Origin of the sequence: Nocardioides sp. YIM B13467 (assembly GCF_042788075.1) — a bacterium.
Taxonomy (GTDB): Bacteria; Actinomycetota; Actinomycetes; order Propionibacteriales; family Nocardioidaceae; genus Nocardioides.
This window is the reverse complement of the sequence record NZ_JBHZPJ010000046.1, coordinates 214773-234675: the sequence shown is the minus strand read 5'-3', so window position 1 is coordinate 234675 and position 19903 is coordinate 214773. Positions and strand designations below refer to the sequence as shown.

The 19903-nt window shown below is 69.6% G+C and carries 16 protein-coding genes and 3 tRNA genes; 11 read left to right on the top strand and 8 right to left on the bottom strand.

Annotated features, from left to right (window positions below; translation table 11 throughout):
- The first annotated feature begins 95 nt into the window (after positions 1-95).
- Together purF and purM are read left to right on the top strand one after the other, a co-directional pair.
- Positions 96-1613 carry an amidophosphoribosyltransferase gene (purF, locus tag ACFX43_RS08475; protein WP_350661121.1) on the top strand — a complete coding sequence of 506 codons (1518 nt, stop codon included), beginning with the start codon at positions 96-98 and terminating at the stop codon, positions 1611-1613.
- Between the two features lie 14 nt (positions 1614-1627).
- Positions 1628-2689, top strand: coding sequence for a phosphoribosylformylglycinamidine cyclo-ligase (gene purM / locus ACFX43_RS08470; protein ID WP_378819392.1), 1062 nt, complete (start codon positions 1628-1630; stop codon positions 2687-2689).
- A gap of 108 nt (positions 2690-2797) precedes the next feature.
- On the opposite strand, the gene ACFX43_RS08465 is transcribed toward purM, so the two are convergent.
- Positions 2798-4930, bottom strand: a complete 2133-nt coding sequence (locus tag ACFX43_RS08465; protein WP_378819389.1) for a PhoX family protein — start codon at positions 4928-4930, stop codon at positions 2798-2800.
- Positions 4931-5218: 288 nt separating this feature from the next.
- On the opposite strand from ACFX43_RS08465, the gene ACFX43_RS08460 reads away from it, so the two are divergent.
- On the top strand, positions 5219-5410 hold the full coding sequence (locus ACFX43_RS08460) for a DUF3073 family protein (RefSeq protein ID WP_160026710.1): 192 nt from the start codon (positions 5219-5221) through the stop codon (positions 5408-5410).
- A 42-nt stretch (positions 5411-5452) separates the two neighbouring features.
- Here the strand turns inward: ACFX43_RS08460 and ACFX43_RS08455 are convergent, their stop codons facing one another.
- The 3 genes from ACFX43_RS08455 to ACFX43_RS08445 form a co-directional block, all read right to left on the bottom strand.
- Positions 5453-6766 (bottom strand): hypothetical protein, encoded by a 1314-nt coding sequence (locus ACFX43_RS08455; protein WP_378819386.1) that lies wholly within the window; start codon positions 6764-6766, stop codon positions 5453-5455.
- 33 nt (positions 6767-6799) lie between these two features.
- Positions 6800-10219 (bottom strand): SCO7613 C-terminal domain-containing membrane protein, encoded by a 3420-nt coding sequence (locus ACFX43_RS08450; protein WP_378819384.1) that lies wholly within the window; start codon positions 10217-10219, stop codon positions 6800-6802.
- Between the two features lie 125 nt (positions 10220-10344).
- Positions 10345-10418: transfer RNA gene (locus tag ACFX43_RS08445), tRNA-Phe, on the bottom strand.
- A gap of 115 nt (positions 10419-10533) precedes the next feature.
- On the opposite strand from ACFX43_RS08445, the gene ACFX43_RS08440 reads away from it, so the two are divergent.
- The 6 genes from ACFX43_RS08440 (at position 10534) to ACFX43_RS08415 (ending at position 15735) form a co-directional block, all read left to right on the top strand.
- Positions 10534-10606: transfer RNA gene (locus ACFX43_RS08440), tRNA-Glu, on the top strand.
- Positions 10607-10714: 108 nt separating this feature from the next.
- Positions 10715-11848: a MacS family sensor histidine kinase gene (macS, locus tag ACFX43_RS08435; RefSeq protein WP_378819382.1), complete on the top strand. Its 1134-nt coding sequence runs from the start codon at positions 10715-10717 to the stop codon at positions 11846-11848.
- Positions 11845-12486 carry a response regulator gene (locus ACFX43_RS08430; RefSeq protein ID WP_378819379.1) on the top strand — a complete coding sequence of 214 codons (642 nt, stop codon included), beginning with the start codon at positions 11845-11847 and terminating at the stop codon, positions 12484-12486. Before macS ends, ACFX43_RS08430 begins: the two co-directional genes overlap by 4 nt.
- A 51-nt stretch (positions 12487-12537) precedes the next feature.
- Positions 12538-14346, top strand: a complete 1809-nt coding sequence (locus tag ACFX43_RS08425; protein WP_378819376.1) for a hypothetical protein — start codon at positions 12538-12540, stop codon at positions 14344-14346.
- Positions 14347-14423: 77 nt separating this feature from the next.
- Positions 14424-14497: transfer RNA gene (locus ACFX43_RS08420), tRNA-Asp, on the top strand.
- Between the two features lie 503 nt (positions 14498-15000).
- Positions 15001-15735 carry a hypothetical protein gene (locus ACFX43_RS08415; protein ID WP_355019591.1) on the top strand — a complete coding sequence of 245 codons (735 nt, stop codon included), beginning with the start codon at positions 15001-15003 and terminating at the stop codon, positions 15733-15735.
- A 107-nt stretch (positions 15736-15842) separates the two neighbouring features.
- On the opposite strand, the gene ACFX43_RS08410 is transcribed toward ACFX43_RS08415, so the two are convergent.
- Positions 15843-16886, bottom strand: a complete 1044-nt coding sequence (locus tag ACFX43_RS08410; protein WP_378819373.1) for a hypothetical protein — start codon at positions 16884-16886, stop codon at positions 15843-15845.
- Positions 16887-17168: 282 nt separating this feature from the next.
- On the opposite strand from ACFX43_RS08410, the gene ACFX43_RS08405 reads away from it, so the two are divergent.
- Complete coding sequence (locus ACFX43_RS08405) at positions 17169-17516, top strand: WhiB family transcriptional regulator (protein ID WP_091046290.1); 348 nt, start codon at positions 17169-17171, stop codon at positions 17514-17516.
- A 30-nt stretch (positions 17517-17546) separates the two neighbouring features.
- Positions 17547-17903 (top strand): metallopeptidase family protein, encoded by a 357-nt coding sequence (locus ACFX43_RS08400; RefSeq protein WP_378819369.1) that lies wholly within the window; start codon positions 17547-17549, stop codon positions 17901-17903.
- Here ACFX43_RS08400 and crcB read toward each other — a convergent pair.
- Genes crcB through ACFX43_RS08385 form a run of 3 tightly spaced genes read right to left on the bottom strand, consistent with a single transcriptional unit; the run spans position 17900 to position 19713 of the window.
- Complete coding sequence (gene crcB / locus ACFX43_RS08395; RefSeq protein WP_378819366.1) at positions 17900-18268, bottom strand: fluoride efflux transporter CrcB; 369 nt, start codon at positions 18266-18268, stop codon at positions 17900-17902. The two genes, ACFX43_RS08400 and crcB, sit on opposite strands and share 4 nt — an antisense overlap.
- The gene (locus ACFX43_RS08390; protein WP_378819363.1) at positions 18265-18753 is read right to left on the bottom strand and encodes a fluoride efflux transporter FluC; all 489 of its coding nucleotides are present in this window, start codon (positions 18751-18753) and stop codon (positions 18265-18267) included. Before ACFX43_RS08390 ends, crcB begins: the two co-directional genes overlap by 4 nt.
- Positions 18754-18771: 18 nt before the next feature.
- Positions 18772-19713, bottom strand: a complete 942-nt coding sequence (locus tag ACFX43_RS08385; protein ID WP_378819360.1) for an ATP-binding protein — start codon at positions 19711-19713, stop codon at positions 18772-18774.
- Positions 19714-19903: the final 190 nt, after the last annotated feature.

Here is a 19903-nt window from a genome sequence, read left to right as displayed (position 1 = left end):
TGACCACCCTTACAGGACTGTCAAGGGTTCGGTGATCGCCTGCGTACGCCCTTACACTCGATGCCGTGGTCAACCTCACCAGCTCAGGTAGGCACGTGTCCCGACGCAAGGGTGGCGACGGCCGGCTCACCGCCGCCCTCGACCCCCACGACCAGGGTCCCCAGGACCACTGCGGTGTCTTCGGTGTGTGGGCGCCGGGCGAGGACGTCGCGAAGCTGACGTACTTCGGCCTGTACGCGCTGCAGCACCGTGGCCAGGAGTCGGCGGGCATCGCGGTCAGCAACGGGCGTCAGATCCTGGTCTACAAGGACATGGGCCTGGTCAGCCAGGTCTTCGACGAGCCGACCCTGGAGTCGCTCAAGGGCCACGTCGCCATCGGCCACGCCCGCTACTCCACCACCGGAGCCTCGGTGTGGGAGAACGCGCAGCCGATCTTCAAGCCGACGCCGGACGGCTCCGTCGCCCTCGGCCACAACGGCAACCTGATCAACGTCGCCGAGATGCGCTCGGCCGTCGAGGCGCTGCCCGAGCACTCCGAGGGCCGCCACGCCCCGGTCTCGACCAACGACACCTCGCTGCTCACCGAGCTGCTCGCCTTCCACCCCGACTCCTCGCTGGAGGCGCGCGCGCTGGAGGTGCTGCCGACGATCAACGGCGCCTTCTCGCTGGTGTGGATGAACGAGGACACCCTGTTCGCCGCGCGTGACCCGCAGGGCATCCGTCCGCTGGTCCTCGGCCGCCTCGACCGCGGCTGGGTGATCGCGTCGGAGGACGCCGCGCTGGCCACCGTCGGCGCGAGCGTGGTCCGCGAGGTCGAGCCCGGCGAGATGATCATCATCGACGAGTCCGGCCTGCGCTCGGTGCGGTTCGCCGAGGCCGACCGCAAGGGCTGCGTCTTCGAGTACGTCTACCTGGCCCGCCCCGACGCCAACATCGCCGGCCGCAACGTCCACGAGTCCCGCGTCGAGATGGGCCGCGAACTGGCTCGCGAGTTCCCCGTCGACGCCGACCTGGTCATCCCGGTGCCCGAATCCGGCATCCCCGCCGCGACTGGCTACGCGCTGGAGAGCGGCCTGCCCTTCGGCCAGGCGTTCGTGAAGAACGGCTACGTGGGGCGCACCTTCATCCAGCCCTCCCAGACCCTGCGCCAGCTCGGCATCCGGCTCAAGCTGAACGTGCTCGAGCACATGGTGCGCGGCAAGAAGGTCGTCGTGGTCGACGACTCGATCGTGCGTGGCAACACCCAGCGCGCCCAGGTGCGGATGCTGCGTGAGGCAGGCGCCCTGGAGGTCCACGTGCGGATCTCGTCGCCGCCCGTCAAGTGGCCGTGCTTCTACGGCATCGACTTCGCCACCCGCGCCGAGCTGATCGCCAACGGTCTCTCCGTCGACGAGATCGCCGCCTCCGTCGGTGCGGACTCGCTCGGTTACATCTCCCTCGACGGGATGATCTCGGCGACCCGCCAGGAGCGCACCTCGCTCTGCACCGCCTGCTTCACCGGCGAATACCCCGTAGAGCTGCCCGACGAGAGCATGCTCGGCAAGCACCTCCTCGAGGTCTCGCTGCAGTCCCCGACCGAGGGCAAGGCCCTGCCGGTCCTGAACAACCCGTGATCGGAGATCCACCAGTGAGCCAGAGCCAGAACGCGTACGCCGCAGCAGGTGTCGACATCCACGCCGGCGACCGCGCCGTGGATCTGATGAAGGTCTGGATCGAGAAGTCCCGGCGCCCCGAGGTGCTCGGCGGGGTCGGTGGCTTCGCGGGTCTCTTCGACGCGAGTGCCCTGAAGGCGTACGAGCGCCCGCTGCTGGCCACCTCCACCGACGGTGTCGGCACCAAGGTCGCGATCGCGCAGGCGCTGGACAAGCACGACACGATCGGGTTCGACCTGGTCGGCATGGTCGTCGACGACCTGGTCGTCTGCGGCGCCGAGCCGCTGTTCATGACCGACTACATCGCCACCGGGAAGGTCGTCCCGGAGCGGGTCGCGGCGATCGTCAAGGGCATCGCGGAGGCCTGTGTCGAGGCCGGCTGTGCGCTGGTCGGCGGCGAGACCGCTGAGCACCCGGGGCTGCTCGGGGCCGACGAGTACGACGTGGCCGGCGCTGCCACGGGCGTCGTCGAGGCCGACAACCTGCTCGGTGCGAACCTGGTCAAGGAAGGCGACGTCGTCCTCGCCATGGGGGCCTCCGGCCTGCACTCCAACGGCTACTCCCTGGTCCGCCACGTGCTGCTCAACTCCGGCGCCTACACGCTCGACGCGCAGGTCGCCGAGTTCGGCCGTACGCTCGGCGAGGAGCTCCTCACCCCGACCCGCGTCTACGCCAAGGCATGTCTGGACCTGGCCCGCGGGACCAGGACCCACGCCATGTCCCACGTCACCGGAGGCGGCCTCGCCGCCAACCTGGAGCGGGTCATGCCGTCGGAGCTCTCCGCGCGCATCGACCGCACCACCTGGACCCCGGCGCCCGTCTTCGACCTCGTCCGCCGCACCGGTTCCGTGGCCCTGCAGGACCTGGAGATGACCCTCAACTGCGGCGTCGGCATGGTCGCACTGATCGACCCCGAGGACGTCGACGAGGCCGTACGCATCCTCGCCGGCTACGACATCCGCGCCTGGGCCGCCGGTGAGGTCACCGCCACGCCCGGCGGCAAGGTCGAGTTGACGGGTTCTTACGCGGGCTGGTGAGCTCGTAGGAATACCCGGTTAACAGGGTATTCCTGCACTTCTCTGGCATTGCAGCACCTGAGAAGTGCAGGTTTCACCGGTTAACCGGGTATCCCGTCACGATGACGATCAGCCCTTGAGGACCTGTACGACCGAGGGCCGCGGGCCGGCGAACTCGCCCTCACCGGCGGTGCCCTCGACGTAGTCGGGGAAGAGGGAGTTCTGCGCGTCCCAGGTGCCTTCCTCGCCCGGGTGCTGGACGGCGACGAAGACCGACCCGTCGCGGTCGTGGATGACCGGGCCGCAGGTCTCGGCGTCGCGAGGCACCGCGAGGAACTGCTGGACGTGGCCGCGCTCGCGACCCTCCAGCGGGACCTTGAACAGCCCGTCGAGCTTCTGGATCGAGCTCGGCTGGCCGTCGGTGGAGATCCAGAGGTTGCCCTCGGAGTCGAAGGCCAGGTTGTCCGGGCAGGAGATCGGCGAGACCTTGTCCTTCGGGTAGCCCGCGAAGTAGGTGGACGCGTTGGTGGCCGGGTCGCCGGCGACGATCACGAGGTTCCACCGGAAGACGCGCGAGGTGTGGTCGCCGTCGTCCTCGGTGATCTCGATGACGTGGCCGTCGCGGTTGGTGTTGCGCGGGTTGGCCTCGTCCACGCCGGCCTTGCCGGTGGTGCCGCGCTGCGAGTTGTTGGTGCAGGCGACATAGACCTTGCCGGTCTTCGGCGAGGGCTGTACGTCCTCGCAGCGGTCCATCTTGGTGGCGCCGGCTTTGTCGGCGGCCAGGCGCGTGTGGACGAGGACCTCCTCGACGCTCATCCCGGAGACCTTGCTGCGGCCGTTGACGACGAGCGGGATCCACTGGCCGTAGCCGTCGAACTTGCCGTCGCTGGGCAGCTTGCCGGTGCCGTCGATCTCGGTGGCGGGGGAGTCGCCGTGGAAGCGGGCGACGTAGAGGCTGCCCTCGGTGAGGAGCTCGAGGTTCTTGCGACGGTTGCGCTTGTCGTAGCGGCCCTTGGAGACGAACTTGTAGAGGTAGTCGAACCGCTCGTCGTCGCCGGTGTAGGCCACCACGTGACCGTTGTCGGCGATGACGACGTTCGCGCCCTCGTGCTTGAGGCGGCCGAGCATGGTGTGCTTGCGCGGGGTCGAGGTGGGGTCGGTCGGGTCGATCTCCACGATGTAGCCGAACCGGTTCGGCTCGTTGGCGTAGTCGGCCGAGCGCGCGTCGAAGCGCGGCTCGATGGCCTCCCAGCCGTACGTCGAGGCAGCATCGGTCAGGCCGTAGCGCTTCTCCGCCGCCGAGGTGCCGGTGGCACGGAAGTAGCCGTTGAAGTTCTCCTCGCCCGACAGGATCGTGCCCCAGGGCGTGGTGCCACCGGCGCAGTTGCCGATCGTGCCCAGCGCGACGGTGCCGGTCGGGTCGGCCGCGGTCTTGAGCAGGTCGCTGCCGGCAGCGGGACCGGTGAACTCGAACGGGGTCGAGGCCGTGATGCGACGGTTCTTCGGAGCCGACGGCACGTAGTTCCACTTCTTGCCCGGCGCGGAGCGCTCGAGCTCGACGATCCCGAAACCGTGGGCGGCCATCGCGATCTCGAGTTGCTCGGTGGCGTCGAGGTCCGGCGGGAACATGATGTCCGGGTTGACGTACTCGTGGTTGCAGCACAGCAGGGCCTTGGTGCCGGCCTTGTTGGTCACGATGACGTCGGTGTAGTCGTTGTTGTAGCCCCAGGCGAGCGCCTGCTTCTCGGCGGTCTGGCTGTTGGCGTCGAAGGGAACGCCGCCGGGCAGGATCGGGTCGCCCCAGCGGATGATCGGCTCCCAGGTGTAGCCCTGGGGCACCACGAAGGTGTCCTCGGTGGCCGCGACGGGGGTGATCGCCTTGAACGGCAGGTTCGTACGCCCGCCGTGGCCGCGCCCGGCGGCGAGACCCGCCTGGACGGGGCTGGCGGCGGCCGCCAGGCCGCTGCTGCCGACCGCGAGAGCGACCGCGCCCGCACCGGCCAGGCCCAGCGCGTGGCGGCGGCTGAGCGCCTTGCCGGCGATGTCACGGAAGTAGCCGTTGTCGGAGGTGTTGGGCGCGGGCTTGGCGCAAGCGCTGTCGCACTTGAGGGCGCAGGTCACCGCGCTGCGCTTGCCGCGCGTGTGTCCGGCCATGGGAAGCAGGGACAACATGGAGCGCCGGCCGTCGGTGACGGCGGGCGCAGCCTCGTCGCTGCACGAGGGACAGGCGGTGTCGGTCTGGATGTCGCTCAGTTCGGTCACTGCATTTCCGTTCAAGACGCGTTGTTGTCAGGTCTCCCAAGAATCGGAAGGGAGGCTATGCGCGGTGAGACAACCGTCCGACCCCTCAATCTGTCGTCAGGGTGAACGGCGAATGACGAGTCATCAGGCTCAGATTCGTGTGACCTCAGTAACATTCGCTCCTAGCGAACGGATTTTCGACACCCCGGCGTGCGGATTCTTGGCATGAACCGGTAGCGTTATCCCTACGAGAAACCTGTGAACAGCCCGGGACTATCCCGGCCAAGTGCGACGAGGGGGCTGGACCCTATGGGGCGCGGCCGAGCGAAAGCCAAGCAGACGAAGGTCGCACGCGACCTGAAGTACCGGACCTATGAGACGGACTTCGGGGCCCTTGCGCGCGAACTTCATGGTGATGAAGACACCAGTCAGAAGTCCGATCCGAAGCCGGACGACTACGACGACTGGTCGGATTACGACGCGGGATCCTCGCGCGACTAGGGCTTGTCGGCCAACGGCGGCAACGTCCTGGTCGACATCCCCTCAGACTGATCGGCTGATCACTACCTCCCCGTGAGTGCCGTAGCCGGGTAGCCGGCCGCCGTGAGGCGTGCCGTCGAAGGCGACGTGCAACCACTCGTCCCCCACCGGGATCAAAGTGGGCCACGGAAGGTTCGTGACGTACGCCGATCGGAGCTCTGCGACCTCGTTGAGGTCCAGGTCGAAGATCGGGTAGCGAGCACGGACGCGACGCGGGTTGTCGCGTCCGTCGCTGGCGCCGACGACCACTGTGCCGCCCAGCGGGACAAGCGTGGTGCCCTCGGTGGCTGTCCGGTCGGTTCGCGCTGCCCGGAGGCTGAGCGCGTCCAGGCTTGGTCCGCTGGCGAGCACCGTATGGAAGTCGAAGTACTTCCTGGCGCTGACGTAGCCGACCAGCCACTCGTCGTCGCGGCGTAGGACGTGGGGATCCCAGACGCCGACCGACATCAGCCCGTCCGTCGGCAGCGCGAGCGGGGTCGAGTCGAGGACGTGCTCGCCTCGGGTGAGGTCCGCGCGTGAGCGGCCGATCGTGACCCCGACCGGGCTCCACGGCTTGCCCGGGTCGGTCTTGTCGGGTGCCTTGAACCCTCCCCACGTGCTCGTCGTGACCAGCCACTCGTCGCCGTCGCGCACGAGGTGGGTCGCGTGGTCGCCGTAGACCAGGCCGTCCCGGCGGAAGTAGAGCGCGCCGCGATGGACGAGGTCGTACGTCACCGGGTCCAGCGCCCACACCGAGGTGTGCGCCGTGGGGAAGAAACCCGGCCCGGCGCTGGTGGCGGTGAGCAGCAAGGTGCCGTCTTCCTCGCGGAACGGCGAGCCGTCGGCGTACGTCACCACCCGGATGTCGCGCAGGCCGAGCTGTCCGAAGGCGCCGCTGCGTACGTCCTCGGCGGAGCCCTCGTGGCCGGCGGTCAGGCCGGCGAGCCAGGACTCGTCTCGCGGCTCGATCCCGACCTCGGTGAGATCGACCCGTGCTCTGGCCACCCACGCGCCACCCTCATAGGTCAGCGCGGTCAACATCGTCCCGGTCAGCGTCAGCGCGAACCGGCCGACCCCGCGTCCGACCCCGCGTCCGACCCTGCCGTGGCGCCGGCTCGCGTGAGAGGTACGCCGTGACCCGGTCGTCACCTCGAGCCACACCCGCCGCCCGTCGTAGCTCCCGGTGAGCACATCCCCACCAGAGGTGAGGCTCAGCGAGACCGGGCCGTCGCAGGCCGCCTCGATCGCGGCGTTGGCCGCGGGCCGGGAGAAGGTGCTGGACTCGACCGCGATCGTGACGGGTCGCTGGCGACGTACGATCTCGAATTCGGGGAACATCGGCTCCAGTCTTCCGGGTGCGTGGGCGTCCGCCTAACGGAGCCCCCGCACATAGGCGGTGGCCCGGCGCAGGTCGTGGAGCCGCGCCTCCCAGGTGATGCCGAGGAAGAGCAGCAGAAGTCCGGCCGCGCCGAGCACCCACCACTGCTGCAGCGCCTGCGCCGACGGCATCTGCGCCAGAGCCAGGACCGAGGCGACCAGGGCGCCACCGACCAACGGTGCTGCCCAACGCAGCCAGGCGCCGCCGAGGATGAAGACCAGGCAGGCGATGCCGAGCACGGCGGTCCGCATCGAGACCGGGTCCTGGAGTGCTGCCGGGACGGACGGGATGAGCGCGAGGAAGACGCCCGGCCCGAGTACCGGCAGCGAGGCGACCTCCCGGTCGAGGCGGAGCTTGACCACGCCGAAGACGACCAGCGCGATCGCGGGCGGCAGGGTGTAGTACTCCCAGGTCGTGACCGAGGTGTCGGCCAGCCGGATCCACAGCGCGATGGTCGCCAGGCCGGCACCGGCCCAACCCAGCCAGCGACGCTCGTGGTGGGCGATCGCATGCGCGGAGACGGCGGCGCCGGCCAGGATCAGCAGGATGCTCAGCCAGGGCAGATCTACTCCGCGAGATCCGACCGCGGTGGGCCCGTCCGGGGTCAGGACGATCTCGGGACCGAGGCTGACCGTGCCGACGACGATCGTGACGACCGCGGCGACGGCGGCGGTGATCTCGGCCGAGGGCAGCAGCCGGAAGATCGTCACGACGGCCAGGATGACGATGATCCCGGCCGCGGCGTACGGCTTGGGGATGTCGTTGAGGTTGGCGAACATCCAGCAGAACGCGGTCAGCGTGATGATCCAGTAGGGCGCGGTGACGGCCTTGGTCTGCAACTCCTGGGTGAGCCGGTCGACGGCGACCGCCGCGGCGGTGAGCACCCCGGCCACGACCAGCGCCAGCAGCTCGTTGGTGAAGGCGGCGCCGAGCGATCCCAGACCGAGCAGACCGGCGACAGTGAGCCGTGGCCCGGACTGCTGCGGCTCGTGTCGCAGGATCGTCGCGATGCACATGACACCGGCGATCAGCAGCAGGATCGCCAGCCAGTCGGTGTCGAGCGCCCCGGCCTCGAAGGCACCCAGGCCGATCGACACCGCGGCACCGGTGGCGGCCGCGGCCTCGATGGCGGGACTGCGGCGTACGAGCACGATGACGCCCATCGCCACGACGACCACCACAGCGGTGTAGGGACGCTCGATGTCGGCCAGCCGGGCCGCCTGCCACACGGTGGCGGTCAGGGCGAGGATCCAGTAGGCGGTCGCGACCTCCCGGGTCGTGCCGGACTGGACGCGGTCGACGATGATGCCCAGGGCGGTGAGGATGAGGGTCACGGCCAGCGCGAGCACGTCGTTGGAGAGGACCGCGGCCGTGGCCGCGCCGAGCCCGACAGTGCCCGCCACGGCCAGCGCGGGAGGCTGGCGGTGGTGCAGGCCGATGGCCGCAGCGAGGATGGTGGCGATGGTCAGCAAGACCGCCGCCCAGGTCACGTCGGCGGCGCCGATCCCGATCGAGATCGCGGCGCAGGCCACGGCCGCCCACCAGCCCGACCCGCGGAAGCGGAAGAGCGTGATCAGTCCGAGGACCGTGACGATCACGCACGCGGCCCACTGCCGCTCCACGTCGATCAGCGGCGCGAGCGACCACAGACCGAGGGTGAGCGTCGTGACCGAGTAGCTCGCAGCGACCTCGCGGTCGGCGCCGAGCAGACCCTGACCCGCGTACGCAGCCACCGCCGCCAGCCCGAGCGCGACGACTACGGTGAGCAGATCGCTGGGCAGCGCCGCGGCGAGCGCGACCAGCCCGAAGATGCCGGCGGCGAGGAGCCGTGGCCACCGCTCCGCCCACCAGGCCAGCGCGACGGCGACACCGAGCAGCAACAGCGCCGGGAACAGCAGCGGAGCGCCGTAGCAGGCGGCCGTGATCGCGAACCCGGAGACGCCGCCCGAGAAGGTGATCCAGCCGATCGTGGGTCGGTAGGTGCGGAAAGCGGGCGGGTTGTACCGGTAGAACCAGGCGGTCCCGAGGGCGAGGATCGCGAGCATCGCCGGCAGCGTCAGCCAGCCCGGCAGCAACGGCTCCGGACCAGTGACCGGGGAGAACGCGGACTCGGTCCAGGGAACGGCCGCGAGCCGGACGGCGGCCGAGACCGCCAGGATGAGGACGGTGATGCCCAGGCCCACGGCGTACGGCGTCAACGCGGCGGCGGCCCAGCGCCAGGGCCGGGGGAGCGCGACGAGCGCGCCGGCGGCGACCAGGGTGACCACCACGGCCACGACCGTCAGGGTGACCGCGCCGTCATCGAGAGCGGGCTGGGTGAAGGTGTAGGCGGTGATCAGGAGAGACACGCCGACCATCGCGACCTTCGCGTCCTTGGGCAGCGGGAACAGCAGCGCCACGACCGTCAGCACCGCGGCGGCGCCGAGCAGCAGCGGCAGGGTGCCGCCGCGCAGCAGCTCGGAACCGGTCAGGGCGGGATCGGCCAGGCCGCGGACGAGCAGCATCAACCAGAAGCCCGCCATCACGACCATCGAGCCGAGGGTCAGCGCCTGCAGCTCGGTCTTGCTCGCCACGATCACCACGAGGAGGGCGATGACCGCTGCGATCAGCGGGAACCAGATGAGGTCGGAGATGAGCTCGAGACCGATCAGGGCGGTGAGTACGCCGGCGGCGGCCGCCACCTGTGGCCCGATCACCGCGGTGAGCTTCTCGCTGCGCGCGCCGATCAGGGACATCGCGGTGCCGGCCAGGAAGACGACCACGCCGACGATGACCAGGAAGCCACGGTCCCAGTCGACTCCGTCGAGCCAACCGGCGTACTTCATCCCGGCTATGTCCAGGGCGAGCAGTCCCAGCGCGAGCGTCCAGACGCCTTCGGTGCCGGCCCGCAGCTCGAGATGCATCAGCACCGCGCCACCGATCGTGAAGAGTGCGGTGAAGACGAGCAGCATCGTGGTGCGGCCGCCGACGCCCATCGTGGCCCAGGCGACCGCGAGGAAGATGACGCCGGCGACCAGCAGGAACAGCACGCCGACGCCGACCAGGATCAGTGGCACCGTGATCGGCGCCCGCCGGGCGACCGGAGCACCGGGGAACGGCGCCGGTCCGGCCATCGCGGTCGCGGCCGGGGCCGCGAGCGGCATGGCCTCGGGCTCGGGCTGGATCTGCGGCGGTGCCGCGGGCGGCGCGGAGACCGGCAGGGGAGCGGGCGGCGGGGTCCGTCGCGCGGCTCGGCTCGCCTCCTCCCGGATCGAGCGCAACCGCGTCATGAGTACGTCGGCCCGCAGCAGGGTGCCGTAGAGCTCTTGCGCGACGGCGTTCTCCAGCGGCAGCCCACAGTGCGGGCAGGGGCTGGTGCCGGGCTCGAAGGCCTCCCGGCAGTCGGGGCAGCGACCAGGATCGGCGTACTTCACAGCCAACCATCCTTGCGTAGATCCGCCGAAGCGCGTGCGGGAAACGCAGGGTGTGCGCTGAGACTTGATCCAGAATGACAACCGGCTTCGACCCATAACTGCAGGTCGAAGCCGGTTGTTGCTTGTGGGCAGGGGCGGGGTCGAACCGCCGACCTATCACTTTTCAGGCGATCGCTCGTACCAACTGAGCTACCTGCCCAAGCGAGGTGAAACATTACCGGAAGCGACCGCGACGTTCCGAATCGGGACCCGAAACCGGACGTACGGCCTCGCTTTGGCGGCCCCGGACGCAGACCTCTAGGATGTCCCGGCAGGCCCCCTTCGTCTAGCGGCCCAGGACCCCGCCCTTTCACGGCGGTAGCGCCGGTTCGAATCCGGTAGGGGGTACACAGTCTTTCCATGTCTCGAGTCTCGCCGCGCGACGGCCCGGCCGGCATCCGCACGGATACTCATATCCAGGACGCGCCGGGGCGCTCGGATGCGACACTTCCGACTGTGAGTGCGTGGACGTCGCCAGCGGCGATCGAGGTCGAGAGCCGGCTCTTCCGGGCGCTGGCGGTCCTGCGCGTGGTCGTGCTCATCAACGCGGTCGGGCTGACCATCTACCGCGCCGCCAACTTCGACCCGCCCGCGGCCGCGCTGATCTGTGCGCTGGTCATGGTGGGGTGGACCGCCTTCGCCGTCTGGGCGTACGCAGCACCCGCCCGCCGCACGGCGGTGCTCGTCGGCGCCGACCTGGCGATCGCGCTCGGGCTCCTGCTCGTGACCCCGCTGGTGAAGGGGCCGGGGTTCCAGGCGAGCGTGCCGGGGTTCTGGGTGAGCGGCGCGCTGCTCGCGTGCGCGATCCACTACCGCTGGATCGGCGGGCTGCTGGCCGGGGCGGCGCTGGCGGCCGTCGACCTGGTGCTGCGGCAGGAGATCGACCAGTCGATCTACGGCAACGCGTTCCTGCTGGTCATCGGGGGCCCGGTGGTCGGCTACATGTGCGAGTCGGTGCAGCGGATGGCGCTGGAAAGAGACGAGGCCCAGCGCGCCGCGGCCAGGGCCGAGGAGCGGGCACGGCTCGCCCGGGCGGTCCACGACGGGGTGCTCCAGGTCCTGGCCCTGGTCCAGCGCCGCGGAGGCGAGCTGGGTGGTGACGCCGCCGAGCTGGGGAGGCTGGCGGGGGAGCAGGAGCGGGAGCTGCGAGCGCTGGTCCGCGGCGAGCAGCCCGGCCGCGGCCCGGCCGTCGGGATGGTCGACCTGGCCGCCGCTCTCGCCGAGCTCGAGACCGGCACCGTGACCGTCTCCGGACCCGCTACCGCCGTCGAGACGCCCGCACACCCGGCCGAGGAGATCGTCGCGGCGACCCGCGCGGCCCTGGACAACGTACGCCGCCATGTCGGCGAGGACGCCCGTGCCTGGGTGCTCCTGCAGGCCTTCCCCGACCACGTCGAGGTCTCGGTGCGTGACGACGGGCCGGGCATCGCGGACGGCCGGGTCGTCGAGGCCGGGGCGCAGGGCAGGCTCGGCATCAGCGAGTCGATCCGTGGCCGGATCGAGGATCTCGGCGGCAAGGCAGAACTGATCACCGGAGCAACCGGGACCGAGTGGGAGCTCACGGTCCCCCGAACAGGAGTGCGTACATGAGCAGAGTGATGGTCGTCGACGACCACCCGATGTGGCGCGACGCGGTCGAGCGTGATCTGACCGGTGCGGGCTTCGAAGTCGTCGCCACCGCCAGCACCGGCCGTGAGGCGATCACCCGGTTCGCCGCGACCCGGCCGGAGGTGGTGGTGCTCGACCTGCACATCCCCGAGCCCGACGGTGTCCAGGTCACCACCGAGATCATCGCGCTGCACCCGGTGGCCAAGGTCCTCATCCTCTCCGCCTCGGGCGAGCAGAACGACGTGCTCGCCGCGGTCAAGGCCGGCGCGACCGGCTACCTGGTCAAGTCGGCCTCCCGCGACGAGCTCCTGGAGGCCGTACGCCGCGTCGCCGCCGGCGACCCGGTCTTCACCCCCGGCCTCGCCGGTCTGGTCCTGGGCGAGTTCCAGCACAGCGCCGCCACCGAGGTGCGCGGCGACAAGCCCGCGCTCACCGACCGCGAGACCGAGATCCTCAAGCTCGTCGCCAAGGGGCTGAGCTACCGCCAGATCGCCGACCGCCTCGTGCTCTCCCACCGCACGGTCCAGAACCACGTACAGAACACCCTGCGCAAGCTCCAGATGCACAACCGCGTCGAGCTCACCCGCTACGCCATCGAGCAGGGCCTGGACGCCGACTGACCCGTCCGCCAAATAGGCGGAGCTGCTCCCGGCATGGGAGAGAATCGAGAGGTGGTCTCGCTTCTCTACCTTCACGGCGTCGGCAACGGCGACCCCCGCGACGCCTGGCGCCGCGCGTTGGACAGCTCGCTGCAGGCTGCCGGCTACCCGGGGCTCGACGAGGTCGAGGTGATCGCGCCGAAGTATCCCGACGTGCTCCGCACCGACGACGGCGACAAGACCATCAAGATCCCGCCGGTCACCACGCCGAGGCTGAGCGCGGCCGACCAGAGGGACGTACGCCGCCGGGTCGAGCGCGCGACCGCCGAGCTCGAGTCGATCCTCGGCGAACCGGTGCCCGCCTCGCCGGTCGGCGTCACCGACTCGCTGGCGCCGATCGTGCTGCGCGTCCTCCGTCAGGCCCACAACTACGTGACCAAACCCGGCATCCGGGCACGTACGCTGCGGATGGTCCTCGACGAGCTCCCCGAGGAGGGCGAGATCGTCATCGTCGGCCACAGTCTCGGCTCGATCATCGCGATCGACCTGCTGCGCCGGCTCCCGCCGAAGCTGACGGTCACCGGGCTGGTGACGATCGGCAGCCCGGCCGCCCACCCGAACCTCCACGAGGACTCCGACCGCCTGGAGATGAAGGCGCCGGTCGACCACGTCGGCTGGTGGGTCAACGTCTGGAGCAACGGCGACGCGGTGACCGGCCTGCGCGGCATCTGGCGCCACTTCCCGTGGGCGCTCGACCTCCAGGTCGGGCTCGGCCTCGACCACCGCACCACCACCTACCTCCGTTCCAAGCCGGTCGCCACCGCGATCGGGCGCGGCCTGTTCGGCTCCCTCACCAAGGAGCTCGCGATCGTCGAGGGCACCCCCGACGTCGCCCTGAACTCGCTCGAGGTCCGCCTGGCCCTGTGGCTCGCCTACGCCCAGTTCGTGCGCGACCACCTCAAGGGCGCCACCCAGGAGCGCTTCGGCGCCGCCCTGCGTGTCGTCCAGCACGAGGTGCTGGAACGGCTGATCGAGAACTACCGGACCGACGGCGTACGCATCCCCCAACAGCTCCTCGACCTGCGCGTCTCGCCGACAGTGCCATTTCCGGCGGGTCCCAGCGACCGGGACCTGCCCCGGCCCAAGCCGCTGACCCAGCTCTCCAAGGAGGAGGCCGTCCTCGCCCTGGTGGCGCTGGCGACCGCCAACCCGGTGCGACCCTACGAGATCGACGTCCCCGACGACGTACGCCGGCAGGCATTCCACGACCTGACGGTCTGGATGGGGCTCGGGGGCGGGCTCGGCGAGAACCTGCACATCGCCATGCAGTCCGCCTCGAAGGCCGTCTACCCGGTCGACCAGTGGAAGCTGTGGGTCGGCATCGGCATCGGTGCGGCCGTGCTGGTCGCCGGACCGATCGGGCTCGCGCTCGCCGCCCCTGCCGGGCTCGCCGGGGGAGCGGCGATCATCGGCGCCCTCTCCGCCTTCGGACCCGGCGGGATGGTCGGCGGACTCGTCACCGCCGGTGCGATCACCACCACCGGCGCCGGCACGATCGCCGCCACCCTCGTCTCGAGCTCGTCCACCGCCGAGGACGTCGAGGTCACCGTCATCCAGCTCCTCACCGCCGCGATCCTGCGCTCCCGCGAAGGCCTCGAGCAGGACCTCGGCGTCTGGCTCGCGATGTCCGAGATCCAGCGTCAGACCGGGCGCGAGGTCGCCCGGCTCGCGGCCTACAGCGACGAGAAGGCTCCCGGTGTCGAGGCCCTCCGGCGCAAGGCCCGCGCGGCCGAACGGGCCATGGCCTACATGGTCAAGAACCGGCTCGTGGAGGGCCTCACCGACGAGGAACCGAAGGGCGAGGAGCCCTTCGAGGAGTAGGACCCCTCCCCGATTGTGAATCCCCCGCACCCATGGGCTATGTTTTTCTCGTTGCCGCACACAGCGGAAACAAACAAGGCCCTGTAGCGCAGTTGGTTAGCGCGCCGCCCTGTCACGGCGGAGGTCGCGAGTTCAAGTCTCGTCAGGGTCGCTCGAAACGAAGACGACGTGTGGCTGCAAAGCAGCCCACGTCGTTTCTCGATTTACATGGCGGCCTCCGGCCGCGGCGGGGGATATCCCCCGCACCCCCTTAGGTTCCTCGGGGGATCGTTCGCTCATGCGGTGGCCGATCTCGTGGAGATCCTTCGTCTTGCGCTGGCTTGGTGCTGTGGCTGGAGGGTCTTGTTTCTTCACGTGTGACTTGTGGGTCGGGTGTTGTTCCCGGAGCGGGGGACACGCCGGAGTGTGGCGAGCGCGGGAGGCTTCGAGCGTGGGAGGGTGGTCGTCCTGCTTCGGCAGGAGTCTCGGGCCAGAGATCCCTCGATCTCACCCCCGGTTCGGGCCGTTCGTCCCTGTGGGATATAAGCCGATTTGGCGGTAACGTGCGGGCTGCTGTCCTCTCGTGAGAGGATTCTGCCGCTTGTGTCGACGTCGCAATTCGGCAGGGCACGGGGGAACGACTAAGACGTTCGGTATTCAGGAGGCAACACCACCATGTCGTCGTACTACCCGCATCGGCCGCCCCATGCGGCGAGTGCGGACGAGCTTGCGTCACGGATGCAGACGAACGGTGCCTACCGCACCCCGGCCGCCCCCGCGCAGCAGCAGCCCCCCGCCCTTGGTTGGGACCAGCGTCCGCAGCAGTCCCAGGCCCAGCCGCAGTACCAGGAGCCGGCGATCCAGCAGCCGGCCGTGATGGCGCAGACGACCGGAACGCACTGGCCGCAGTTCGTCAACAACAACCGTCTGATCGGTGCTCTCGTCGCCGGCTTCGGTGCCACCCAGCTCGCCACGATGTTCGGCTACTGGATCTACGGCCTCGGCATCATGGAGGGCCCGCTGGACTTCGCGTTCTTCAACGGCGTCATCCTGACCCCGAACGCCACCGCCAACGAGGCCGGCTTCGCCGTCTCGCAGTGGTTCGCCGGTATGGGCTTCCACTACTTCAACGGCATGGTCTTCGCGCTCGCCTACGCTCTGGTGATCTTCCCGTGGCTCGGCAAGACCCACACCACCTCGAGCAACCTCGCGCGCTCGCTCGGCATGGGTATGTTCCTCGCCACCGCTTCCTGCGGTTGGTGGATCCCGGCCCTGCACCCGGAGGACGTCATCGGCATCGACCCGGGCTTCTTCTCGATCAACCTCGGGTGGGGCACCGTCCTGGGTGTCTACCTGTGGCACCTCGTCTGGGCGGTCGCCCTCGGTCTGTTCTTCAACCCGCAGGACTGAAGTCCGCGACCCGCGGGTCGAGATCCACACAGCAGCAAAGACGGAGCCCCAGCCACGCGGCTGGGGCTCTCGTCGTATGTAGAAGCAGATCTCGTACGCCGCGGCGACTACTCGGGCCAGGCGTCGAAGACCTGGCCACCGTTGGTGGTCAGGTGGTTGTGCAGCTGCTCGCCGGCAGCGGCGTCGCGCAGCGTACGAAGTACGAGACGGCGCCGGTCGGACGGGTTGGCCGTCGGCGGTCCCGGGGTCAGCGCCATGGTCTCGGTGACCCGGTCGGCCAGCAGCCGCAGGTGGCTGCGCTCGCCACCGGCGTAGATGACGTGGGTGTGCTCCAGCGGGGAGGCCCACAGGATGTTGCCCTCGACGACGATCAGGCGTGACTCGGTGGCCATCACCTTCATCTCGACGTCGGTCATGTTCTGGATCATGTCGGCCCCGGCGACGATCGACTCGCCCTCGTGCAGGAAGGCGGGCAGCGCGTGGGCGAGGTTGGCCTCGATCAGCGCGGCCTCCTCGCGGGCACGCTGCTGGGCCCCCTGCTGTCCGGCGTAGCCGTTGCCGACGGCGCGCTGGGCACCTGTGTTCGGCGCCTGGCCGTAGGAGCCGGTGTTGGTTCCGTACGGACCCTGGTTGGGGTAGTAGGAGCCGGTGTTCGGGTAGGAGCCCGCGTTGGGGTAGGACCCTGGGGCGGGCGCGACGCCGTAGCTGTTCGGGGAGGGCTGACCGTAGGGGTTCCCGGTGCCGTACTCGCCACCCCAGCTGGCGTCGACGTTCACCTGCGCGCCGGCGGCTCGCGCGGCGTAGTCGAGGGTCGGGAAGAAGTCGTGGAAGGCGTCCTTGTCCCGGATCTTCATCGTCGTGGAGTAGGACGATCCGGGGACCAGCGCCTCGATGATGAAGTCGCCCAGGCTGGGCGGCGGCGGAACGCCGATGAAGGTGAGGACGGCCAGGTTGACGGAGAAGACGCGCTCGTGGAATTCGAACATCACCCGGCGGTCGGTCAGGAAGGCGTGACCCGAGGCGTTCCCCTCGTGAGGAAACTTGACCGCGACCCGGGCCCACTGGACCTCACCGGGCTGCAGCAGGGACTTCACCAGCAGCCAGTCGCGGGTCTCCGAGGCGATGGCTCGACTGTTGGGATCATGCGCCATCCGTCGGTGGAAATCCTCCACGGGTCGGTGGCCTACGGTGATGGACGCCGAGGCCCTTCTCATTGAGCGCATGTTCGCAAACCCTAGCCCTTCCTCCCTCTAGTGTGGACAGTTTGTACCAGCAGGGTCGCGATGTTGTGGAATCCCCTGATGTAGATGACATCTCAACTCTGCGTGACCGCTCCAAGCACCTGCCTATTGACAGAAAACTGACAGGCCATCCGACCACCCTCTTCTGTGGGTATCCCTGACGACGGGGATCAGCGAGGGGATGGGGCTGTGATGACTGGTTCGCCTGTGGCGACGGCAAGAGAGACGACCGGCGTGCACTGGAGCGAGCTGCCGTGCGCGATCGAGGACGGCGATCTGTGGTTCGCCGCGACCAGCGCGGACGCGGACCGCGCCAAGGAGCTGTGTCGTACGTGTCCGCTGCAGCGCTCCTGCCTGCAGGGTGCGATCGCCCGGCAGGAGCCGCACGGCGTGTGGGGAGGCGAGGTCTTCTACGAGGGAATCGTCGTCGCTCGCAAGCGCACCCGCGGTCGCCCGCGCAACGGAGAGCTCCGTCAGCGGGACCTGGAGCGCCAGGCTCGCGCAAACCTTCGGAAAAATACTTCGGAAGCAGTTGCGTAGCGGTAACTGTCACCCGGCAGAATGTCTTCTGTGGGGATTGAGATAAGCCCGGAGCGCTTCGACGAACTCGTGGACCAGGCGCTCGACGCCATTCCGGACGAGCTGGCCGCCCAGGTGCACAACCTCGTCGTGCTCGTCGAGGAGTGGCCGCCCGAGGGCGAGCCCCAAGACACCCTCGGTCTCTACGACGGCGTGGCGCTGACCGACCGCAACGACCTCTACGGCCTCACGCTGCCGGACCGGATCTTCATCTTCCGCCAGCCTCTCCAGCAGATGTGCGTGGACGAGATCGACCTGGCCGCCGAGATCCGCATCACCGTCGTCCACGAGATCGCCCACCACTTCGGCATCGACGACGAGAAGCTTCACCAGCTCGGCTGGGCCTAGACGGCTGAGCCGACAAACCAGCCGAGGCTGACCGCGGCCGTCCCGACGGCGAGGGAGCCGAGGACGTTCAGCGCGGCCGATCGCCACCGGCCGTCCTCGGCCAGGCGGACGGTCTCGTAGGAGAAGGTCGAGAACGTCGTCAGGGCCCCGCAGAAACCGGTTCCGACCAGGGTGAGCACCCACCCGGGAAGTACGCCGCTCGCGGCCGCTCCGGCCAGCAGGCCGAGCAAGAGCGAGCCGACGGCGTTGACCGCCATCGTCCCCCAAGGGAAGTCCGTGCCGGTCCACTCCCGGACGTAGAGGTCGGTCAGGTAGCGCGCCGGCGCACCGATCGCGCCGCCGAGCAGGACCAGGAGCGCGGTCATCGCTCGTCTCCTCGGCACGGATCCGGGGCCGGGTCGGGATCGAGGTCGGGGTCGATGCCGTCGACCACGACCTTGCGGCCGCTGTCGAGCACGACCACCCGGCCGAGCGTCAGCCCGAGCCAGGCGGCGCCGATCCCGGATACCACCGAGGCGAGCAGGTAGAGCATCGCGAGTGCGGGCGCGTGACCGCCCAGGACGTACGTCTCGAGCTCGTAGGTCGAGAACGTGGTGTAGCCACCGAGCACGCCGACCCCGAGGAACGGGCGCAGGTAGCGGCCCCAGAACGGGACAGAGGACCACGGGCCCAGGACGAATGCCATCAGCGCGCCCAGCAGCAGGCAGCCGGAGACGTTGGTGAGGAAGGTCGCCCACGGCCAGGAGTGGCCGCCGTGGGGGAGGACGGTGGTGAGGCCCCAGCGGGCCAGCGAGCCGAGTGCTCCGCCAGCAGCTATGGGGGCGAGCAGGTCGCCATGCTCACGCAGCACGCCGACAGCGTACGGCTTCTAATGGAGCCCGGTCATCTGCGCCGCGCTCCACCTGGTGGGGCGGCCGCCGGCGGCCTGGGTGAGGTATTCGCCGAGGAACCAGCGCTGGAAGGTGACCTGCTCGGGCGAGCGGGCCAGGACGAGCAGCCGCTCCTGACGGCAGAACTCGTCGATGAGATCGAGCATGTCGAGGAAGCGGCGCATCGTCTCGGCCGCGGACCGCGGCATGCGTACGTGCAGGTCCGCCGTCTCCCGGTCGCGGCCCGAGCCCGACCCGATCACCCCGGAGAGCTGGCCGTGGCCGAGGCCGTCGAGGAGCTGGCGCTCCAGCGAGCCGAACAGGGCCGAGAGGCTGGCGGCGAGCGGGTAGTCGTTGGCGTGGGCGAGCGAGAGGAGGCGTACTTCGCGCCGCAGCTCCCGGAAGTGATGCTGGAAGCCCCTGTAGAGGGCGAGAGGTACGCCGAGGATGCTGACCTCGACCGCCTCGGTGCCGAGGCGCTCGGGCTTCGGGGGAGCGCCGGGAGGTCCGGTGATCACGCCCTCGACGCCGTCGCCCTCGTCGATCTCGGCCGCGGGGGTGAACCAGACGGTCTTGCCGGACGCGTCGATGTCGGCGCCCCAGGCGTCCGAGACGCTGGCCACGATCGAGAGGCCGCGACCGACCGTCAGCAGGACCTCGTCCTCGTCGTCGAGGGCGAGCGGGACCGGCAGCAGGGGCGGCTCGGTCGAGCCATCACGGATCTCGACGCGCGGGTGGCCGACGGTGCCGCGCATCCGGATCGTGACCGGGGCGGTGCCGTGGAAGAGCGCGTTGGAGACGAGCTCGGAGACGCCGAACTCAGCGCAGTCGACGAGGTCGGTGCGCTCGATCTCCTCGCAGGCCGCTCGGACCCAGACGCGGGCGTCCTGGACGGCGCGGGAACCGGTGCGGAGCAGGAGAGCTGGCCGGCTCAACGGCATGTTCTCCTCCGATCTCGCGGGTCGGGATCCACACGGTCTCGTTGTGTGCTGTTCGTTGCAAGAATTTTCCGCACTTGAAGGTGTCTGATCCGGGCCATGGACCACTAGGGCACAAGGTCCCGGTCGCCCTCACAGATTAAAGTCAAGGGGTTTCGACTCGGTAACGGACACGCGGCGGGAACACATGCTC